Raw genomic sequence first — 16,764 nt, 5'->3', positions numbered from 1 at the left:
GTCGGATGCCGCTGCGAGACTTGAGCGGTCGAGGCTCAAGTCTCGACGAACGCAGACTTCGGCCGCGGGCGGGCACCGCCGGGCCGATCGCCGCGGGGCGACATCCGAGACCCCGGGGCAGAAGGAGAGACACACATGTCACGTGCAGTCGGAATCGACCTGGGCACCACCAACTCGGTCGTCAGCGTCCTCGAGGGCGGCGAGCCCGTCGTCATCGCGAACGCCGAGGGCTTCCGGACCACCCCGTCGGTGGTCGCATTCACGAAGGACGGCGAGGTGCTCGTCGGCGAGACCGCCAAGCGCCAGGCCGTGACCAACGTCGACCGCACCATCGCCTCGGTCAAGCGCCACATGGGCACCGACTGGAAGCGCGAGATCGACGGCAAGCAGTACACGCCGCAGGAGATCTCGGCGCGCATCCTGCAGAAGCTCAAGCGCGACGCCGAGCAGTACCTCGGCGACACGGTCACCGACGCGGTCATCACGGTGCCGGCGTACTTCAATGACGCCGAGCGCCAGGCGACCAAGGAGGCCGGTGAGATCGCGGGCCTCAACGTCCTCCGCATCATCAACGAGCCCACGGCCGCGGCCCTCGCCTACGGCCTCGACAAGGGCAAGGAGGACGAGCTCATCCTCGTCTTCGACCTCGGTGGCGGCACGTTCGACGTCTCCCTCCTCGAGGTGGGCAAGGACGACGACTTCTCGACCATCCAGGTCCGCGCGACGGCGGGTGACAACCGCCTCGGCGGCGACGACTGGGACCAGCGGATCGTCGACCACCTGATCAAGCGCTTCAAGGACTCGACGGGCGTCGACGTCTCGAAGGACAAGATCGCCCTCCAGCGCCTCAAGGAGGCCGCCGAGCAGGCCAAGAAGGAGCTCAGCTCGAGCATGAGCACGAGCATCCAGCTCCCCTACCTCTCGCTCACCGAGAACGGGCCGGCCAACCTCGACGAGACCCTCACCCGAGCGCAGTTCGAGAACATGACGAGCGACCTGCTCGACCGCACCAAGAAGCCCTTCGAGGACGTCATCCGCGAGGCCGGCATCAAGGTGGCCGACATCGCCCACGTGGTGCTCGTCGGCGGCTCGACCCGCATGCCCGCGGTGTCCGAGCTGGTGAAGCAGGAGACCGGCAAGGAGCCCAACAAGGGCGTGAACCCGGACGAGGTCGTCGCCGTCGGCGCCGCCCTGCAGGCCGGCGTCCTCAAGGGCGAGCGCAAGGACGTGCTGCTCATCGACGTCACCCCCCTGAGCCTCGGCATCGAGACCAAGGGCGGCATCATGACCAAGCTCATCGAGCGCAACACCGCCATCCCGACGAAGCGGAGCGAGACCTTCACGACCGCAGACGACAACCAGCCGTCGGTCGCGATCCAGGTCTTCCAGGGCGAGCGCGAGTTCACGCGCGACAACAAGCCGCTCGGCACGTTCGAGCTGACCGGCATCGCCCCGGCCCCCCGCGGCATCCCGCAGATCGAGGTCACCTTCGACATCGACGCGAACGGCATCGTCCACGTGTCGGCGAAGGACAAAGGCACCGGCAAGGAGCAGTCGATGACCATCACCGGCGGCTCGTCGCTGCCGAAGGACGACATCGACCGGATGGTGCGCGACGCCGAGGAGCACGCGGCGGAGGACAAGAAGCGACGCGAGTCGGCCGAGACCCGCAACCAGGCCGAGCAGCTCGTCTACTCGATCGAGAAGCTGATCAAGGAGAACGACGAGAAGCTCCCCGCCGACATCAAGTCGGAGGTCCAGGGCGACGTCGACGCGCTGAAGGCCGCGCTCGCCGGCGACGACGACGACGCGGTGAAGACCGCGTTCGACAAGCTCAACCAGTCGCAGGGCAAGCTCGGCGAGGCGATCTACGCGCAGGGCCAGCAGGCGGATGCCGCGGCCGGCGCGGGCGCCAACCCCGGCGAGGACGCCAACGCGTCCGGCGCCGAGGGCGCCGAGTCGTCCGACGAGGACGTGGTCGACGCCGAGGTCATCGACGACGAGGACGAGAAGAAGTAGCCATGGCCGAAGAGAACCAGAACCACGACGAGCCGATCATCCGCGACAAGCGGCGGATCGACCCCGAGACGGGTCAGGTTCGCGAGCCCGGTGCCGAGGGGGCGGGCGGCGAGTCCGCCCCCGAGGCGGCGTCGGCTGAGGCCGGCGGCGCGGCCGAGGGCGCGCAGGCGGATGCCGCGGCATCCGGTGCGCCCGAGCCCGGTGCCGACGGCGACGAGGAGACCCTCACCGTCGACGACATCCTGAACGCGGCGCAGGCCGAGGTCGACGACCCGACGGCCGAGCACCTCGCCGACCTCAAGCGGGTCACCGCCGAGTACGCGAACTACCGCAAGCGGACCGAGGCGAACCGCGAGGTCGAGCGCGAGCGCGCGATCGGCGCGGCCGTCGCCGTGCTGCTGCCGGTGCTCGACGACCTCGACCGCGCCGAGAAGCACGGCGACCTCGAGGGCGACACCCCGTTCGCCACGATCGCAGGCAAGCTGCGCGCATCGGTCGAGAAGCTCGGCCTCACGCCGTTCGGCGAGGCGGGCGAGGCGTTCGACCCGCAGCGACACGAAGCGATCTTCCAGCAGCACTCCGACGAGGTCGAGGTCGACACCGTGGCCGACGTCGTCGAGACCGGGTACCTGCTGGGCGGCACGCTCCTGCGGGCCGCGAAGGTCGTCGTCAAGACGCCCGCGTAGCGGCATCCGTCACCACCGCCGGCGGCCGGGCGGACGAATCGTCCTCCCGGTCGCCGGCAGCCACTAGATTTCGAGGAGGGAGGCGCCGATGGCCAGCCAGGATTGGTTCGACAAGGACTTCTACGCGATCCTCGGCGTCTCGAAGGACGCGAGCGACGCCGACGTCAAGAAGGCGTACCGCAAGCTCGCCCGCAAGTACCACCCCGACCAGAACCCGGGGGATGCCGCGGCCGAGGCGAAGTTCAAGGAGATCAGCGAGGCGCACTCGGTGCTCTCCGATCCCGAGGAGCGCAAGGAGTACGACGCCGTCCGCGCGATGGGCGGCGGCGCCCGCTTCACGGCCCCGGGCGGCGGCGCCGGCGGGTTCGAGGACGTCTTCGGCGGCATGTTCGGCGGCCCCGGCGGTGCCGGCGGCACCCGCTACACCTACCAGCAGGGCGGCCAGTACGAGGACCTGCTGGGCGGGCTGTTCGGCGGGGGGCGGTTCGGCCAGCCCTCCGGCGGTTACCGCGGGTTCGGGGGCCCGACGCCGGGTCGCGACGTCACCGCCTCGACGACCCTCGACTTCGTCACCGCGACCAAGGGCGACCGGATCACGCTCCAGACCGCCGAGGGTCGCGAGATCACGGTGAACGTGCCGGCGGGCGTCGCCGACGGGCAGAAGATCCGCCTGCGCGGCAAGGGGCATCCGTCGCCCGACGGCGGCGAGCCCGGCGACATCGTGCTGACGGTGAAGGTGCGCAAGCATCCGGTGTTCGAGCGCGACGGCCTGAACCTGCGCGTGAACGTGCCGGTCACCTTCGCCGAGGCGGCGCTCGGCGCCACGATCCAGGTGCCGACGCTCGGCGGCGAGCCGGTCAAGCTGCGCGTCGCGCCCGGCACGCCGAGCGGCCGCGTCCTGCGGGTCAAGGGCCGGGGCGTCGAGACGAAGAAGGGCACCGGCGACCTCCTGGCCGTGGTGCAGGTCGCGGTGCCGTCGCACCTGGCGAAGGACGCCGAGGAGAAGCTGCGGGAGTTCGCGTCGATGCTCCCGCCGGAGAACCCGCGAGACGACCTCATCGCCAAGGCGAGGGGCCACTGATGCAGGTCGACGGCGAGAGCCCGCTGTTCGTGATCTCGGTCGCGGCCGAGCTCGCCGGGATGCATCCGCAGACCCTCCGCCAGTACGACCGGCTCGGCCTGGTCTCGCCCAAGCGCACGGCGGGCAAGTCGCGCCGGTACTCGATGCGCGACGTCGCGCAGCTCCGCGAGATCCAGCAGCTCTCGAGCGAGGGCGTCAGCCTCGAGGGGATCCGTCGCGTGCTCGGCCTCGAGAACGAGGTCGCCGACCTCCGCGCCCGGGTGCGCGAGCTCGAGCGCGCGCTCGCCGACGAGATGCTGAACCGTCCGGGCCGCCGGGTGTTCGCGGCCGGCTCGCACGGCGAGGTGATCTCGCTGAAGGCCGGCACCCGCGTGCGTCGCGAGAACGCCGTCGTGGTGTGGCGGCCGCTCGACCGCGACTGACGGCCCGGCGGATGCCGCGGCATCCGCCGACCCCCATGCGGGGGATGCCGCCGCGTCCCGCAGCGGTGCGACGATGAGGAATCCTCGCTCGCGCTCGTGACCGGAGGTGGTGCGATGGTCGAGTCGGTCGAGCACGTCGACGCCGTCGTCATCGGCTCGGGCTTCGGCGGCGCCGTCGCGGCGTACCGTCTCGCGGAGGCGGGCCGTTCCGTGGTGCTCCTCGAGCGTGGGCGCGCCTACCCGCCCGGCTCGTTCGCACGGACGCCCACGGACTTCGGCGAGAACTTCTGGGCGCCCGACGACGGCATCTTCGGACTGTTCGAGACCTGGAGCTTCCGCGGGCTCGAGGGCGTCGTGTCATCCGGTCTCGGGGGCGGGTCGCTGATCTACGCCAACGTGCTGCTCCGCAAGGACCCGGAGTGGTTCGTCCACGACTCGCCACTGCCCGGCGGCGGGTACGAGCACTGGCCGATCTCCCGCGAGGACCTCGATCCGCACTACGACCGCGTCGAGGACATGCTCGACGCGACGCCGTACCCGTATCGCGACACCCCGAAGACCGAGGCGTTCGAGATGGTCGCCCGCGCCGCCGGCCACGAGGTGATCCGGCCGCCGCTCGCCGTGACGTTCGCCGATGCCGACGGCGAAGTGGGGCCGTTCCTGCCGGTGGCGCCGAAACCGTACGGGAACCTGCATGGGCGGACCCGGTTCACGTGCTCGCAGTGCGGAGAATGCGACATCGGATGCAACTACGGGGCCAAGAACTCGCTCGACCACACCTACGTGTCGGCCGCGGTGCACCACGGCGCGGACGTCCGCACGCTGCACGACGTGAAGGGCATCCGCCCGGTCGAGGACGAGTGGGAGGTGCGATTCCGAGCGCATCGAACGGACGGCGAGCCTCCGGCGGAGGGGGCGATCCGCGCACGACGGGTGGTGCTCGCCGCCGGGACCTTCGGTTCGACCTACCTGCTGCTGCGCAATCGCGCCTCCCTCCGCAACCTCTCGCCCGCACTCGGCACGCGCTTCTGCGGCAACGGCGACCTCATCGGCTTCCTCATGGGGGCCAAGGAGCAGATCGACAAGGTCGCGAAGGCCAGGCGCATCGCCGGCAGCCGGGGGCCGGTGATCACGAGCGCCATCCGCGTCGGCGACCGGGTCGACGGCGACGGCAGCCCCGGCCGCGGCTACTACGTGCAGGAGGCGGGCTACCCCGGCTTCCTCAACTGGCTCCTCGAGACCGCGCAACTGCGCTCGGTCGTCTCGCGGTCGACCCGCGTCGCGCTCACGATGATCGGCAAGCGGCTCAGCCTGGCGGGCGAGTCGAACGTGTCGGCAGACCTCGCCCACGTCCTCGGCCGCAGCGCGATCTCCACCAGCTCGCTCCCGGTGCTGGGCATGGGCAGGGACATCCCCGACGGGAAGATGTACCTCGATCGCGGCCGGCTCGCGATCGACTGGACCACGGCGACGTCGCTCGAGTACTTCGGGGCCATGCGCGAGACCATGTCGGCGTTCGCGAAGACGCTCGGCGCGCGCTACGTGGACAACCCGCTCTGGCTCGCCAAGCGCGTCATCACCGTGCACCCGCTCGGTGGGGCGCCCATGGGCCGCAACGAGTTCGAGGGCGTCGTCGACCCGTGGGGCGAGGTGTACGGCCATCCGGGGCTGTCCGTGGTCGACGGCGCGGCGATGCCCGGACCGGTGGGCCCTAACCCGTCGCTCACGATCGCCGCGTTCGCCGATCGCGCGTCGGACCGCATGATCGAGACCTGGCCGAAGGGACGCCGCCGCGGCACCCCTCGGGCCGCCGCCGGGAAGGCCGGCGCCGCGGCATCCGCCACCGTGAAGGGAACCGCAATGGATGCCGCCGCCGCACGGCCCGCACCCGAGCCGACCGCCGCCCCGACCTCAGTCGCGTTCACCGAGCAGATGAAGGGGTTCTTCCTCCTCGGACAGGGCGATCCGCGCTCTGCCGCCGAGGACGCGCGCGTGCGCGACGAGCGCATGATGTTCGAGCTCACCATCACGGCACGCGACATCGACGCGTTCGTCGAGGGCGACGCGCACGAGGCCGAGGCGAGCGGGTACCTCGAGTCCGACGCGCTCGGCGGCCGGCAGCTGGTCGAGCGCGGCTGGTTCAACCTGTTCGTCGCCGGCGGGCGCGACGACGAGCGGCTCATGAAGTACCGGCTGTGGCTCACGACCGACGCGGGGTCGCCCGTGACGTTCGTCGGCTACAAGGAGATCCGCGACGACCCCGGGTTCGACCTGTGGGACGACACGACGACCCTGTTCGTGCAGGTGCTCGACGGGCACGTGCCCCCGCCGACGGATGCCGCAGCCACGGGCCTCGTCGACGCCGACGACCCGTCGGTGCTCGGCGCCGGCGTCCTGCGCATCAAGCCGCTCGACTTCGCCGAGCAGCTCACGACGTTCGCGACCACGGGGCCGGATGGCGCGCAGGCGATCGCGCGGTTCGGGTCGCTGTTCCTCGGCCGGCTGTGGTCGACGTACGCGCGCCTCGCGAGGGAGCGGTCGTGAGCACGGCGCGCGATACGGCATCCGGGGCAACGGGCACCGCGCCCGGCCGCTTCGAGCAACTGCCGGCGCGCACGACGCGCGCCGAGCACCGCACCGACCGCATCCCGTTCCGCGCGGGTGACGGGCAGTGGCTCACGATGCTGCACGTCGAGAACCCCGCGATCACGCCGACCCGCGGGCCGGTGCTGCTCGTGCACGGCGCGGGCGTGCGCGCCGAGATCTTCCGCCCGCCGCTGCCGCGCACGCTCGTCGACGCGCTCCTCGACGACGGCTTCGACGTGTGGATGCTGAACTGGCGAGCATCGATCGACCTCGAGCCCGTCGCGTGGACCCTCGACGACGCGGCGGCGTTCGACCACCCGGCCGCGGTCGCGCTCATCCGCGAGCGCACCGGCGCCGACACCGTGAAGGCGTTCGTGCACTGCCAGGGCTCGACGTCGTTCACGATGGCCGCGATCTCGGGGCTGCTGCCCGAGGTGACGACGATCGTGACGAACGCGGTGTCGCTGCATCCGGTACTGCCCGTCGGCTCGCGCATGAAGATCCTGGGCCTCGCGCCGACGATCAGCCGCATCTCGCCGACGCTCTCGCCCAAGTGGGGCTACAAGTCCGAGGGGCCGTTCTCGCGGATGCTGCGCGCGGGGGTCGTCGCGACCCACCCCGAGTGCGAAAACCCGGTCTGCGCGATGGTGAGCTTCACCTACGGCAGCGGCCACCCCGCCCTGTGGGCGCACCGGAACATCGACCGCGCCACGCACGACTGGATCACCGGGGAGTTCGCCGGGGCGCCCATGACCTTCTTCCTGCAGATGCGCGAGAGCGTGAAGGCGGGGCACCTCGTCCCGGCGGGCACCGCGCCGGGCATCCTGCCCAGCCTGACGGTGCCGCCGCGCACCGACGCGCGCTTCGCATTCATCGCGGGGGAGGACAACCGCTGCTTCCTCCCGGAGAGCCAGCAGCGGAGCTACGAGCACTTCGAGCGGTTCGCGCCCGGCCGCCATGCGCTGCACCGGATCCCCGGGTACGGCCACCTCGACGTGGTCTTCGGCGCCGACGCATGGCGCGACACCCACCCGATCATCCTCGACGAGCTGCGGCGCTGACGGATGCAGCGACCCGACGAGCGCGACGAGCCGGACCGGACGGCCGTGCCGTCAGAGGTGACCCTCCCGGCGCCGACGCCGGGCCAGCTCCTGCTGCTCGCCGTGCCGGCGCTCGTGATCGGCGCCGCCTGCGCCCTGATCCTCCGCGCGCTGGACCTCGCCGCCGCCGCGCTGCAGGAGGTGCTCTGGACGACGGTGCCGGACGCGCTCGGCGTCGACCCCGGCGGATGGTGGATCGTGGCGGTGCTCACCGCCACCGGGTTCGCGGTGGGCCTCGGGCTGCAGTTCCTGCCGGGTCACGGCGGGCCCGACTCGGCGAAGACCGAGCTCGTCTCGGAGCCGTTGAAGCTGCGCACGGTGCCCGGCCTGGTGATCGTGACCGCCCTCGCCCTCGCCGGCGGGGTCAGCCTCGGCCCGGAGAACCCCATCATCGCCGTGAACGTGGCGCTCGCCGTCGCGGTGCTCGGGCGCCTCATGCCCGCCGTCGGTCCGCGCCTCGGCATGCTCATGGCGGGCGCCGGCACCATCGGGGCGCTGTTCGGCTCGCCCGTCGCCGCCGCCCTGCTCTTCACCGGGACGCTCGCCGCCGTCCGCGGCGGGGGCGCGCTCTGGGACAAGCTCTTCCTGCCGCTGGCGTCGGCGGCCGCGGCGGCCGGCACGATGCACGTGCTCGGTGCGCCGCCCCTCCAGTTCACGCTGCCGACCGCGCCGACCACGATGCTCGGCCTGCTGGCCGGGATCGTCATCGCATGCGCCACGGTCGCCTTCGGGCTGCTCGGCACGTTCGCGTTCCCGTGGCTGCACCGCACCTTCCACGCCCTGCGCCAGCCCCTGCTCATCGCGACGGCCGGTGGCCTGGTGCTCGGGCTGCTCGGCTGGATCGGCGGGCCGATCACCCTCTTCAAGGGCCTCGAGCAGATGGGCGAGCTGTTCTCGGACCCGGACGCGTACGACGCGGGACAGCTCGTCGTGATCATCCTCGTCAAGCTCGCGGCGCTCCTCGTCGCCGCGAGCGCGGCCTTCCGCGGCGGCCGCGTCTTCCCCGCGGCCTTCATCGGCGCCGCGATCGGGATGCTGGCGCACGTCCTCGTGCCCGACGTGCCCATCGCGCTCGCGGTGGCGAGCGCGATGATCGGCATCCTCCTGGTGGTCACGAAGGACGGCTGGCTCGCGCTGTTCGTCGCCGCCGCGATCGCGGGCGACCTGGCGCTGCTGCCGTGGCTGTGCGTGATCATCCTGCCCGCGTGGCTGATGGTCTCCCGCGCGCCGGAGTTCCGCATCACCTCATGACGGCGCCGGGCCGAAGCCCTCGCTGTCGCGGTCGCGCGCCTGCTCCTGGGCGACGACGGCCTCGCGATCCGACAGGCGCCGGAGCCCGGCGAGCGGCTGCGCCATCCGGTGGTTGCCGCGCAGGTGCGGCTCGGCGCGGTCGAGGAACGCCCAGTACCCGGCGGTGACCGGGCACGCGTCGGGGCCGATGCGCTTCCGCGGGTCGAAGCGGCATCCGCCGCAGTGGTCGGTCATCCTCGACAGGTAGGCGCCGCCCGCCGCGTACGGCTTGGTGGCCACGAGGCCGCCGTCGGCGTGCTGCGACATCCCCACCACGTTCGCGGGCATGACCCAGGGCGTGCCGTCGACGAACGCGCCCGCGAACCAGTCGGTGAGCGCCGCCGGGTCGACTCCGCGCTGCAGCGCCCAGTTGCCGAGCACCATGAGCCGCTGGATGTGGTGCGCCCACCCGTGCGCGCGCACGCCGTCGAGCGTGTCGCGGATGCACGCGGCCTCGACGCCGGACGTGTCGAGCGTCGCGAACGGGCGCGGCAGCGGGCGCGTGGCCCCGAGGCGGTTGTTCGACGTCGCGTAGTCGGGACCGAGGTGCCAGTACAGGTGCCACATCCAGTCGCGCCATCCGACGACCTGGCGCACGAAGCCCTCGACGCTCTGCAGCGGCGCGCGCCCGGCGGCGTGCTCGGCGGCGACGCGCTCGGCGAGGGCGAGCGGTTCGATCAGGCCGAGGTTGAGCGGCACGCTGAGCAGCGAGTGCGCCATCACCCAGTCGTGGGTGAGCACCGCGTCCTCGAACGGCCCGAAGTCGCCGAGCCGGGTCTCGACGAAGTCGGCGATCGCGTGCTCCGCCTCGGCTGCGGTGACGGCGAACCGGCGCGGGCCGTCGTCGCCGATGAACTGCACGCGGCCGTCGGCCTGCCACCGGTCGAGGTCACGGCGCACCTCCCGGTCGATGTCGTCCTCCTCGGGCCACCACGGGTCGGGCAGCCCGAGCGTGACCGCCCCCTTGGGCGGCGGTTGCCGGTTCTCCCGGTCGAGGTTGAAGCGCCCGCCCTCCGGCTCGGGGCCGCGCATGAGGATGCCGGTGCGCTCGCGGGTCCAGCGGTAGAAGTCCTCCATGCGCGGCCGGCGGCCGCGGCGCGCCGCCATCCACTCGGCGAAGTCGGCCTCGGTCGTGACGAACCCGCGACTCGGCAGCATCCGGATGCCGCGGCGCCGCAGCGCCGCCCTCGCCGCCCACGAGACGGGCGCGATCGCCTCGAGGTCGTCGCGCCCGTCGACGGCATCGCCGAACCGCTCCACCTGCCGGAACTCGACGCGATCGCCGAGCTCGGCCGCGCGATGCCGCAGCGCGGAGAGGTACAGGTGCGCCTTCTGCCGGTGCATCGGCCGGCGGCCGAACGCCGCCCGGGCCTCGACGAGCAGCATCCGCCCGCCGTCGTCGAACTGCGAGCCGAGCTGCTCCGCGAAGATCCACCGCACGGCCACGGACGGGCTCAGCGCCCCCACGCGGATGCGGGTGCGGCGACCACCGGCACGGGCGAGGTCGACCACCAGGAGCCGTACCCGTAGTGGCTCTCGGCCCATGGCGACGCCCAGACGGCCCGGGCCGTGGCATCCGCCGACGTGCCGGCCTCGAGCCCCGCGACGATGTCGACGTAGAACGAGCGCTTCTGCAGGTTGGACGCCGCGTACTCGGCCGCGGTCACGAGCGTGTCGTAGCTGCCGAGCCCGCTGCCGCCGCCCGACCCGTAGCCGTTGTTCAGCGGGTTGTTGCGGTTCCACCAGTTGTCGGGCCCGTTCTCCTCGCGCATCCACTCGACCATGAACCTGACGTTCTCATCGGTCACGGGCCAGTCGCCGAAGACGAGGACGAGCTTCGCCCAGTCGTAGTTGGTCCCGGATGCCACGAGCGTGTCGGGACCGGTCGCGCTGGCGTAGCCCTCTCGGGAGACGCCCGCCGGGGTGATGTCGGCGGGCACCGTCACATCCTGCACGTCGCCGTGGAACGGGGAGAGCGACGTCGCGTACGCATCGGCGAGCGCGATCGAGGGGCCGGGGAGCGGTGCGAGCGAGAGGGTCGCGAGCAGTCCTCCGACAGCGACGAGCGCGGCCGCTGCGGCGGCGCCGCGGCGGCGGGCGAGGCGCGGGCGTTCGGTGCGGTCGGCCCGGTGGCCGCCCCCGCGCGCACGGAACGGGCGCCGCGCGGTCGCTCGTATCGCCGCGCGACGCTCCCCCTGGTGCTGCGCCGACTGGTGCATCGAGGGCCGAGGGTAGCAAACGCGGCTGGGTCGGGTCAGCCCCCCGGCGACCGCATCCGGCGGGCGGCGCCCCGCGCCCACGCGATGACGGGCACCAGCAGCAGCGACAGGAGGCCGCCCGCGATCGCGAGCGTCGCGTAGTCGGTCGCGGCGAGCACCAGGCCCGAGAGCGCGCTCGCCGCGGCCCCGGCGAGGGCGATCAGCACGTCGATCGACCCCTGGGTCTTCGCGCGGTGCGTGGGCGAGGTGGCGTCGACCACGAGCGCCGTGCCGGCGATGAGGCCGAAGTTCCAGCCGAGTCCGAGCAGGATGAGCGCGGTGATCAGGAGGCCGAGCGAGTCGCTCGGCGCGAGCGCCGCGACGACGCCCGCGAGGAGCATGGTGACGGCGGCGGCGATCGCCATCGGGATGCGGCCGATCCGGTCGACGAGCACACCCGTGACGAGCGAGGGCAGGTACATCGCGCCGATGTGCAGGCCGATGACGATGCCGACCGCCGAGAGGGCGTGCTCGTGGCCGCGCATGTGCACGGGGGTCATGGTCATGATCGCGACCATCGAGGCCTGCGTGAGGATCATGATCGTCGCCCCGAGCACGACGCCCGGCGAGGGCCGGCGATCGCGGGGCGCGGGCGCGGCCGGGGCGGCGGCGCCCGCGTCGGCTCGGCCGGCCGGCTCGGCGACCGGCGGCATCCCCGGCGCGCGATCGAGGTGCTGCGCGACGAGGAACGGGTCGGGGCGGAGCAGGAGGAACAGCACGATGCCCGCACCGAGGTACGCGGCCGCGGCCAGCAGGAACGGCCCGGCCAGCGCCGGGATCCCGAACGAGACGGCGAGCGTCCCGAGCGGCTCGACGAGGTTCGGGCCGGCCACGGCGCCCAGCGTGGTCGACACCATCGCGACGCTGACCGCGGTGCCGCGCTGCGTGGGCAGCGCCAGGTCGGTGCCCGCGTACCGTGCCTGGAGGTTCGTCGCGGTGCCGGCGCCGTAGACGAACAGGGCGGCGAAGAGCAGGGGGACCGAGCCGGTCACCGCGGCGACGACCACGCCGATCGCGCCGGCGCCGCCCGCGGCGAACCCGAGCCCGAGGCCCGTGCGCCGCCCGCGCCGCTGGGTGATCCGCCCGACGAGGTACGCGGTGAGGGCGGAACCGAGGGTGAACAGCGCGGCGGGCGCGCCGGTGACGCTGTCGGAGCCGATCATGTCGCGCGCGAGCAGCGCGCCCACCGTGATGCCCGCCGCGAGTCCGGCGCCGCCCAGCACCTGGCTCGCGACCACGACGGCGAGGGTCCGCCGCTGGACGCGGGCCCGCTCGGCTTCGTCGGCGGCGATCGCGCGCGCGACGCCGGCGAGGTCGGCGGCGGGTGCGGTCCGGATCCGGGTCACGTCGAGGAGCGTACTCCGACCCGGTGCGCCCCGGCGGGGCGAAGGGCCCGGCCCGCGCCGGGCGCGGAGCGCTCTTGTACGGTGGCGAGGTGGACTTCGACGCGCTCCGGCGGCACCCCGACCTCGAAGCGCCGGGGCTCGTGGCGGCGGATGCCGCCGACCGGCTGATCCTCGACGAGGCCGCCGCAGCGCTCGCCGAGGCCGGCGCCCTCCCCGGTCCGGTCGTCGTCGTGGACGACGCCTACGGGGCCCTCGCCCTCGGCGCCGTCGACGCGGGGGCCCATGGCGTCCGCGCGCACCAGGACCCGATCACGGGCGAGCGCGCGCTCGCCGGGAACGCGGACCGACTCGGCGTTCCCGAGGGAGAGCGGCCGCGCAGCCTCCCGCTCGGACCGGAGCTCGTCGACGGCGCGCGGGTCGTGCTCATGCGGCTGCCGCGGGCCCTCGACCGGCTCGACGAGGTCGCGGAGCTGATCCGCGCCCACGCCGCTCCCGACGTGCGCGTGTTCGCCGGCGGCCGCGTGAAGCACATGTCCCTCGCGATGAACGAGGTGCTGGGGCGGCGGTTCGGCCGGGTCGACGTCACGCACGCGAGGCAGAAGTCGCGCGTGCTCGTGGCGGCCGAGCCCCGGCTCGAACCCGCCCCCGCGCCGCCGTGGCCGCGCCAGGCGCGCGACGACGCGCTCGACCTCGTCGTCGTCGCGCACGGCGGCGTGTTCGCCGGCACGTCGGTCGACGTCGGCACCCGGTTCCTGCTCGGCGTCCTCGCCGATGCCGTGCCGGATGCCGCGAGCGCCGTCGACCTCGCGTGCGGGTCGGGCGTCGTCGCGACGTGGCTCGCGCGCGAGCGGCCCGGCATCACGGTGCACGCGTCCGACCGGAGCGCGGCGGCCGCGGCATCCGCTCGGCTGACCGCCGCGGCGAACGGCGTCGGCGATCGCGTGCGCGTCGCCAGGGCCGACGGCCTCGAGCACCTGCCCGACGCGAGCGAGCGCCTGGTCGTGCTGAACCCGCCGTTCCACTCGGATGCCGCGGTGCACACCGGCATCGCGGCGCACCTGTTCGCGGAGGCCGCGCGCGTCCTCGAGCCCGGCGGCGAGCTGTGGTGCGTGTGGAACTCGCACCTCCGCTATCGGCCGCTCCTCGAGCGGCTCGTCGGGCCGACGCGCCAGATCGCGCGGAACCCCCGGTTCACGGTCACCGCGTCGGCGCGCTGAGTCGAGCGTCCGGAAAGGGGGTGCGGCGGGCGCGTCGCCGTGCCACTCTCGAAGGGTGACCACCACGGCGTCACCGAGCCGTCGCCGCCTCCCGACGGGGACGGTCACCTTCCTGTTCACGGATGTCGAGGGATCGACCCGTCTGCTGGAGGCCGCCGCCGATCGCTGGCCCGGGCTGCTGGCCGACCACGACCGGCTCATCCGGGGCGCCCTCGCGGCCAATCGCGGCACGGTGGTCAAGACCGAGGGCGACGGGTTCTTCGCGGCGTTCCCCTCGGCCGTCGACGCCGTCGCGGCCGCGGCGGACGCGCAGCGTGCGCTCGCGGCGCACGAGTGGCCCGAGGGGCTCGCGCCGAGGGTGCGGATGGGACTGCACACCGGCCTCGGCATGCTCGGCGGCGACGACTACGTGGGCATCGACGTGCACCGCGCAGCCCGGATCGCCTCGGCCGCCCACGGCGGCCAGGTCGTGCTCTCGGGCGCGACCGCCGCGCTCGTCGAGCACGATCCGCCCGTCGGCGTGGCGATGCGCGACCTCGGGCGGCACCACCTGCGGGACCTCTCCCAGCCCGAGCGCATCTTCCAACTCGACATCGAGGGACTCGCGCACGCCTTCCCCCCGCTGCGGTCCCTCGAGACCGTGCCGAACAACCTGCCGACGCAGGTCACCCACTTCGTCGGGCGCCGTCGCGAGTGCGCCCGGGTGCGCGAGCTCCTCGAGTCCTCGCGCGTCGTGACCGTCACGGGATCGGGCGGGACCGGCAAGACCCGGCTCGCGCTGCAGGTGGGCGCCGAGCTCGGCGTGCGCTTCCGCGACGGCGTGTACTTCGTCGACCTCGCACCGGTCGACGACCCCGACGTGGTGCCGTCGCAGGTGCTCCGGTCGCTCGGCGAGGACTCCACGCCCGGCAACCGCCGGCCGCTCGATGCGCTCGTCGACCGGATGGCCGACCTCGAGGTGCTGCTCATCCTCGACAACTTCGAGCAGGTCATCGCCGCGGCATCCGTCGTCGCCGACCTGGTCGCCGCGTCGCCGCGTTCCCGCTTCCTCGTCACCTCGCGCGGTCCGCTCCGCATCGCGGCGGAGCAGGAGATGCCGCTCGAGCCGATGGACCTTCCGGAGGTGCCCGAGCGGCCCGACGCGGGCGGCTCCGTCGAGGCCACGGGTTCGGACGCGGTCGCGCTGTTCGTCGACCGCGCCCGGGCGGTGCGCCCGGACTTCGCCGTGACCGCCGACAACGTCGCCGCGATCTCCGAGCTCGTGCGCGGCCTCGACGGTCTCCCGCTCGCGATCGAGCTCGTCGCCTCGCGCGTGCGGCTGCTGCCCGTCCCGGAGATCCTCGCCCGGCTCGACCCGGCGCGTCCGGGCACCGGGACCGTCGACCTGCCGGAACGCCAGCGCACGATCGAGGGCGCGATCTCGTGGAGCCACGACCTCCTCGACCCGCCGGTGCAGGAGCTGTTCGCGCGGCTCGGCGTGTTCGCGGGCGGAGCCGACCTCGAGCAGATCGAGCGGGTGTGCGACGACGTCGACGTCGACCTGCTGGGCGGGCTCGCCGAGCTCGTCGACCAGGGCCTGCTGCGGCAGATCGCGGCGCCGGGCGGCCGCGCGCGGTTCCGGACGCTCCACGTGATCCGCGAGGTCGCGCTGCTGAAGCTCGAGGCGAGCGGGTCGGCGGAGGCGATGCATCGCCGCCACCTGGAGGCGTACGCCGACTGGGCGGAGGAGGTCGCGGCGCACGTCCTCGGCGAGGACCGCTCCGCATGGCTCGACCGGTTCGACGCGGACCACGACAACGTGCGCACGGCACTCGACTGGGGAGCGGTGCACGGCGAGACCGACCTCGTCCTGCGCCTGGCCGCCGCGTCCTGGCGGTTCTGGCAGACGCGCGGCCACCTGCACGAGGGGCGGAGCCGGATCGAGACCGTCGTCTCGCTGCCGGGCGGCGAGCCGCTGCACCGCGCCCGCGCCCTCGAGGCGCTCGGCGGCGTGTACTGGTGGCAGGGCGAGATCGAGCGGTGCGTCGGGCCCTACCGGGAGGCGCTCGCCATCCAGCGCGAGCTCGGCGATCCCGCCGAGATCGCCAACGCGATCTACAACGCGGCGATCGGCCAGGCCGTCGCGGCCGTCACGACGGGCGTCACCGACGAGGTCCGCCGCGAGGTGTTCGCGCTCTACGACGAGGGCGAGGCGATCTACCGCCGGCTCGGCGACGAGAACGGGCTCGGGAACATCACCTGGGGGCGCGGGCTGGCCGTCTCCGACCTCGCCGACGACCCGGCCGCCGCCCTCGCGCTCCTCCACGAGAGCATCGGGCACTACCGCCGGGCGGGCAACGAGTTCGGCATGGGCTGGGGGATGTTCGAGGTCGCCGTCTTCAGTGCCCGGCTCGCGGACCTCGAGACCGCGTGGGACTACCTCGAGCAGGGCCTCGACCTCTTCGCGCCCCACCACGACGTCTCGGCCGTCGTGCTGTTCCTGTCGCTGGCGATGGCCCTCGCCCAGGCATCCGGCGACGACGAGCGGGCGGCGCGCCTCGCGGGTGCGGTCGAGGGATTGCGGAACTCGTCGGGCGCGAGGATCGTCGACCACGAGGTGACGCGCATCCGCGGCCTGACCATCGACGAACTCGACCCGACGCGTGCCGACCTGGCCCCGCTGTACGCCGCCGGCATGGAGATGGGCTTCGACGAGGCGGTGGCCTTCGCGCTCGGCCGCGACCCCATGGGGGGCGTGCGATCCGAGGCGGGTCCGTGAC

General features: G+C 73.4%; 12 protein-coding genes. 9 read left to right on the top strand and 3 right to left on the bottom strand.

The genetic code is table 11. The features are described 5' to 3' along the window. Positions 1-135: 135 nt before the first annotated feature. The 7 genes from dnaK to ACUY4T_RS05135 all read left to right on the top strand — a co-directional run bounded on the left by dnaK (position 136) and on the right by ACUY4T_RS05135 (position 9,145). Positions 136-2,019 carry a molecular chaperone DnaK gene (gene dnaK / locus ACUY4T_RS05165; protein WP_446017844.1) on the top strand — a complete coding sequence of 628 codons (1,884 nt, stop codon included), beginning with the start codon at positions 136-138 and terminating at the stop codon, positions 2,017-2,019. Positions 2,020-2,021: 2 nt separating this feature from the next. Further along, entirely contained in the window at positions 2,022-2,705 is a 684-nt protein-coding gene (locus tag ACUY4T_RS05160; RefSeq protein WP_446017843.1) for a nucleotide exchange factor GrpE, read from the top strand. A gap of 88 nt (positions 2,706-2,793) precedes the next feature. Continuing rightward, positions 2,794-3,786: a DnaJ C-terminal domain-containing protein gene (locus tag ACUY4T_RS05155; protein ID WP_446017842.1), complete on the top strand. Its 993-nt coding sequence runs from the start codon at positions 2,794-2,796 to the stop codon at positions 3,784-3,786. Next, positions 3,786-4,208: a heat shock protein transcriptional repressor HspR gene (locus ACUY4T_RS05150; protein ID WP_446017841.1), complete on the top strand. Its 423-nt coding sequence runs from the start codon at positions 3,786-3,788 to the stop codon at positions 4,206-4,208. Before ACUY4T_RS05155 ends, ACUY4T_RS05150 begins: the two co-directional genes overlap by 1 nt. A gap of 114 nt (positions 4,209-4,322) precedes the next feature. Then, entirely contained in the window at positions 4,323-6,752 is a 2,430-nt protein-coding gene (locus ACUY4T_RS05145) for a GMC oxidoreductase (protein WP_446017840.1), read from the top strand. Then, positions 6,749-7,855, top strand: coding sequence for an alpha/beta fold hydrolase (locus tag ACUY4T_RS05140; RefSeq protein ID WP_446017839.1), 1,107 nt, complete (start codon positions 6,749-6,751; stop codon positions 7,853-7,855). The genes ACUY4T_RS05145 and ACUY4T_RS05140 overlap by 4 nt, the downstream gene beginning before the upstream one ends. 3 nt (positions 7,856-7,858) lie before the next feature. Then, complete coding sequence (locus ACUY4T_RS05135; RefSeq protein WP_446017838.1) at positions 7,859-9,145, top strand: ion channel protein; 1,287 nt, start codon at positions 7,859-7,861, stop codon at positions 9,143-9,145. Here the strand turns inward: ACUY4T_RS05135 and ACUY4T_RS05130 are convergent. Genes ACUY4T_RS05130 through ACUY4T_RS05120 form a run of 3 tightly spaced genes read right to left on the bottom strand, consistent with a single transcriptional unit; the run spans position 9,140 to position 12,788 of the window. After that, positions 9,140-10,696: a cryptochrome/photolyase family protein gene (locus ACUY4T_RS05130; RefSeq protein ID WP_446017837.1), complete on the bottom strand. Its 1,557-nt coding sequence runs from the start codon at positions 10,694-10,696 to the stop codon at positions 9,140-9,142. The two genes, ACUY4T_RS05135 and ACUY4T_RS05130, sit on opposite strands and share 6 nt — an antisense overlap. Then, on the bottom strand, positions 10,639-11,403 hold the full coding sequence (locus ACUY4T_RS05125; RefSeq protein ID WP_446017836.1) for a hypothetical protein: 765 nt from the start codon (positions 11,401-11,403) through the stop codon (positions 10,639-10,641). Before ACUY4T_RS05125 ends, ACUY4T_RS05130 begins: the two co-directional genes overlap by 58 nt. Before the next feature lie 35 nt (positions 11,404-11,438). Continuing rightward, positions 11,439-12,788, bottom strand: coding sequence for an MFS transporter (locus ACUY4T_RS05120; RefSeq protein WP_446017835.1), 1,350 nt, complete (start codon positions 12,786-12,788; stop codon positions 11,439-11,441). Positions 12,789-12,877: 89 nt separating this feature from the next. Between ACUY4T_RS05120 and ACUY4T_RS05115 the strand changes: the two genes are divergently transcribed. Both ACUY4T_RS05115 and ACUY4T_RS05110 read left to right on the top strand, forming a co-directional pair. Beyond that, positions 12,878-14,005: a class I SAM-dependent methyltransferase gene (locus ACUY4T_RS05115; protein ID WP_446017834.1), complete on the top strand. Its 1,128-nt coding sequence runs from the start codon at positions 12,878-12,880 to the stop codon at positions 14,003-14,005. A gap of 55 nt (positions 14,006-14,060) precedes the next feature. Continuing rightward, positions 14,061-16,763, top strand: coding sequence for an ATP-binding protein (locus tag ACUY4T_RS05110; RefSeq protein WP_446017833.1), 2,703 nt, complete (start codon positions 14,061-14,063; stop codon positions 16,761-16,763). The last annotated feature ends 1 nt before the right edge of the window (position 16,764 follow it).

This window comes from Agromyces arachidis (assembly GCF_052805135.1).
This window is presented reverse-complemented; position numbering and strand designations above follow the sequence as displayed.

Bases quoted from the DNA above. Each gene is read 5' to 3' on its own strand.
- dnaK (WP_446017844.1), top strand. From the start codon at position 136: ATGTCACGTGCAGTCGGAATCGACCTGGGCACCACCAACTCGGTCGTC.
- ACUY4T_RS05160 (WP_446017843.1), top strand. From the start codon at position 2,022: ATGGCCGAAGAGAACCAGAACCACGACGAGCCGATCATCCGCGACAAG.
- ACUY4T_RS05155 (WP_446017842.1), top strand. From the start codon at position 2,794: ATGGCCAGCCAGGATTGGTTCGACAAGGACTTCTACGCGATCCTCGGC.
- ACUY4T_RS05150 (WP_446017841.1), top strand. From the start codon at position 3,786: ATGCAGGTCGACGGCGAGAGCCCGCTGTTCGTGATCTCGGTCGCGGCC.
- ACUY4T_RS05145 (WP_446017840.1), top strand. From the start codon at position 4,323: ATGGTCGAGTCGGTCGAGCACGTCGACGCCGTCGTCATCGGCTCGGGC.
- ACUY4T_RS05135 (WP_446017838.1), top strand. From the start codon at position 7,859: ATGCAGCGACCCGACGAGCGCGACGAGCCGGACCGGACGGCCGTGCCG.
- ACUY4T_RS05125 (WP_446017836.1), bottom strand. From the start codon at position 11,403: ATGCACCAGTCGGCGCAGCACCAGGGGGAGCGTCGCGCGGCGATACGA.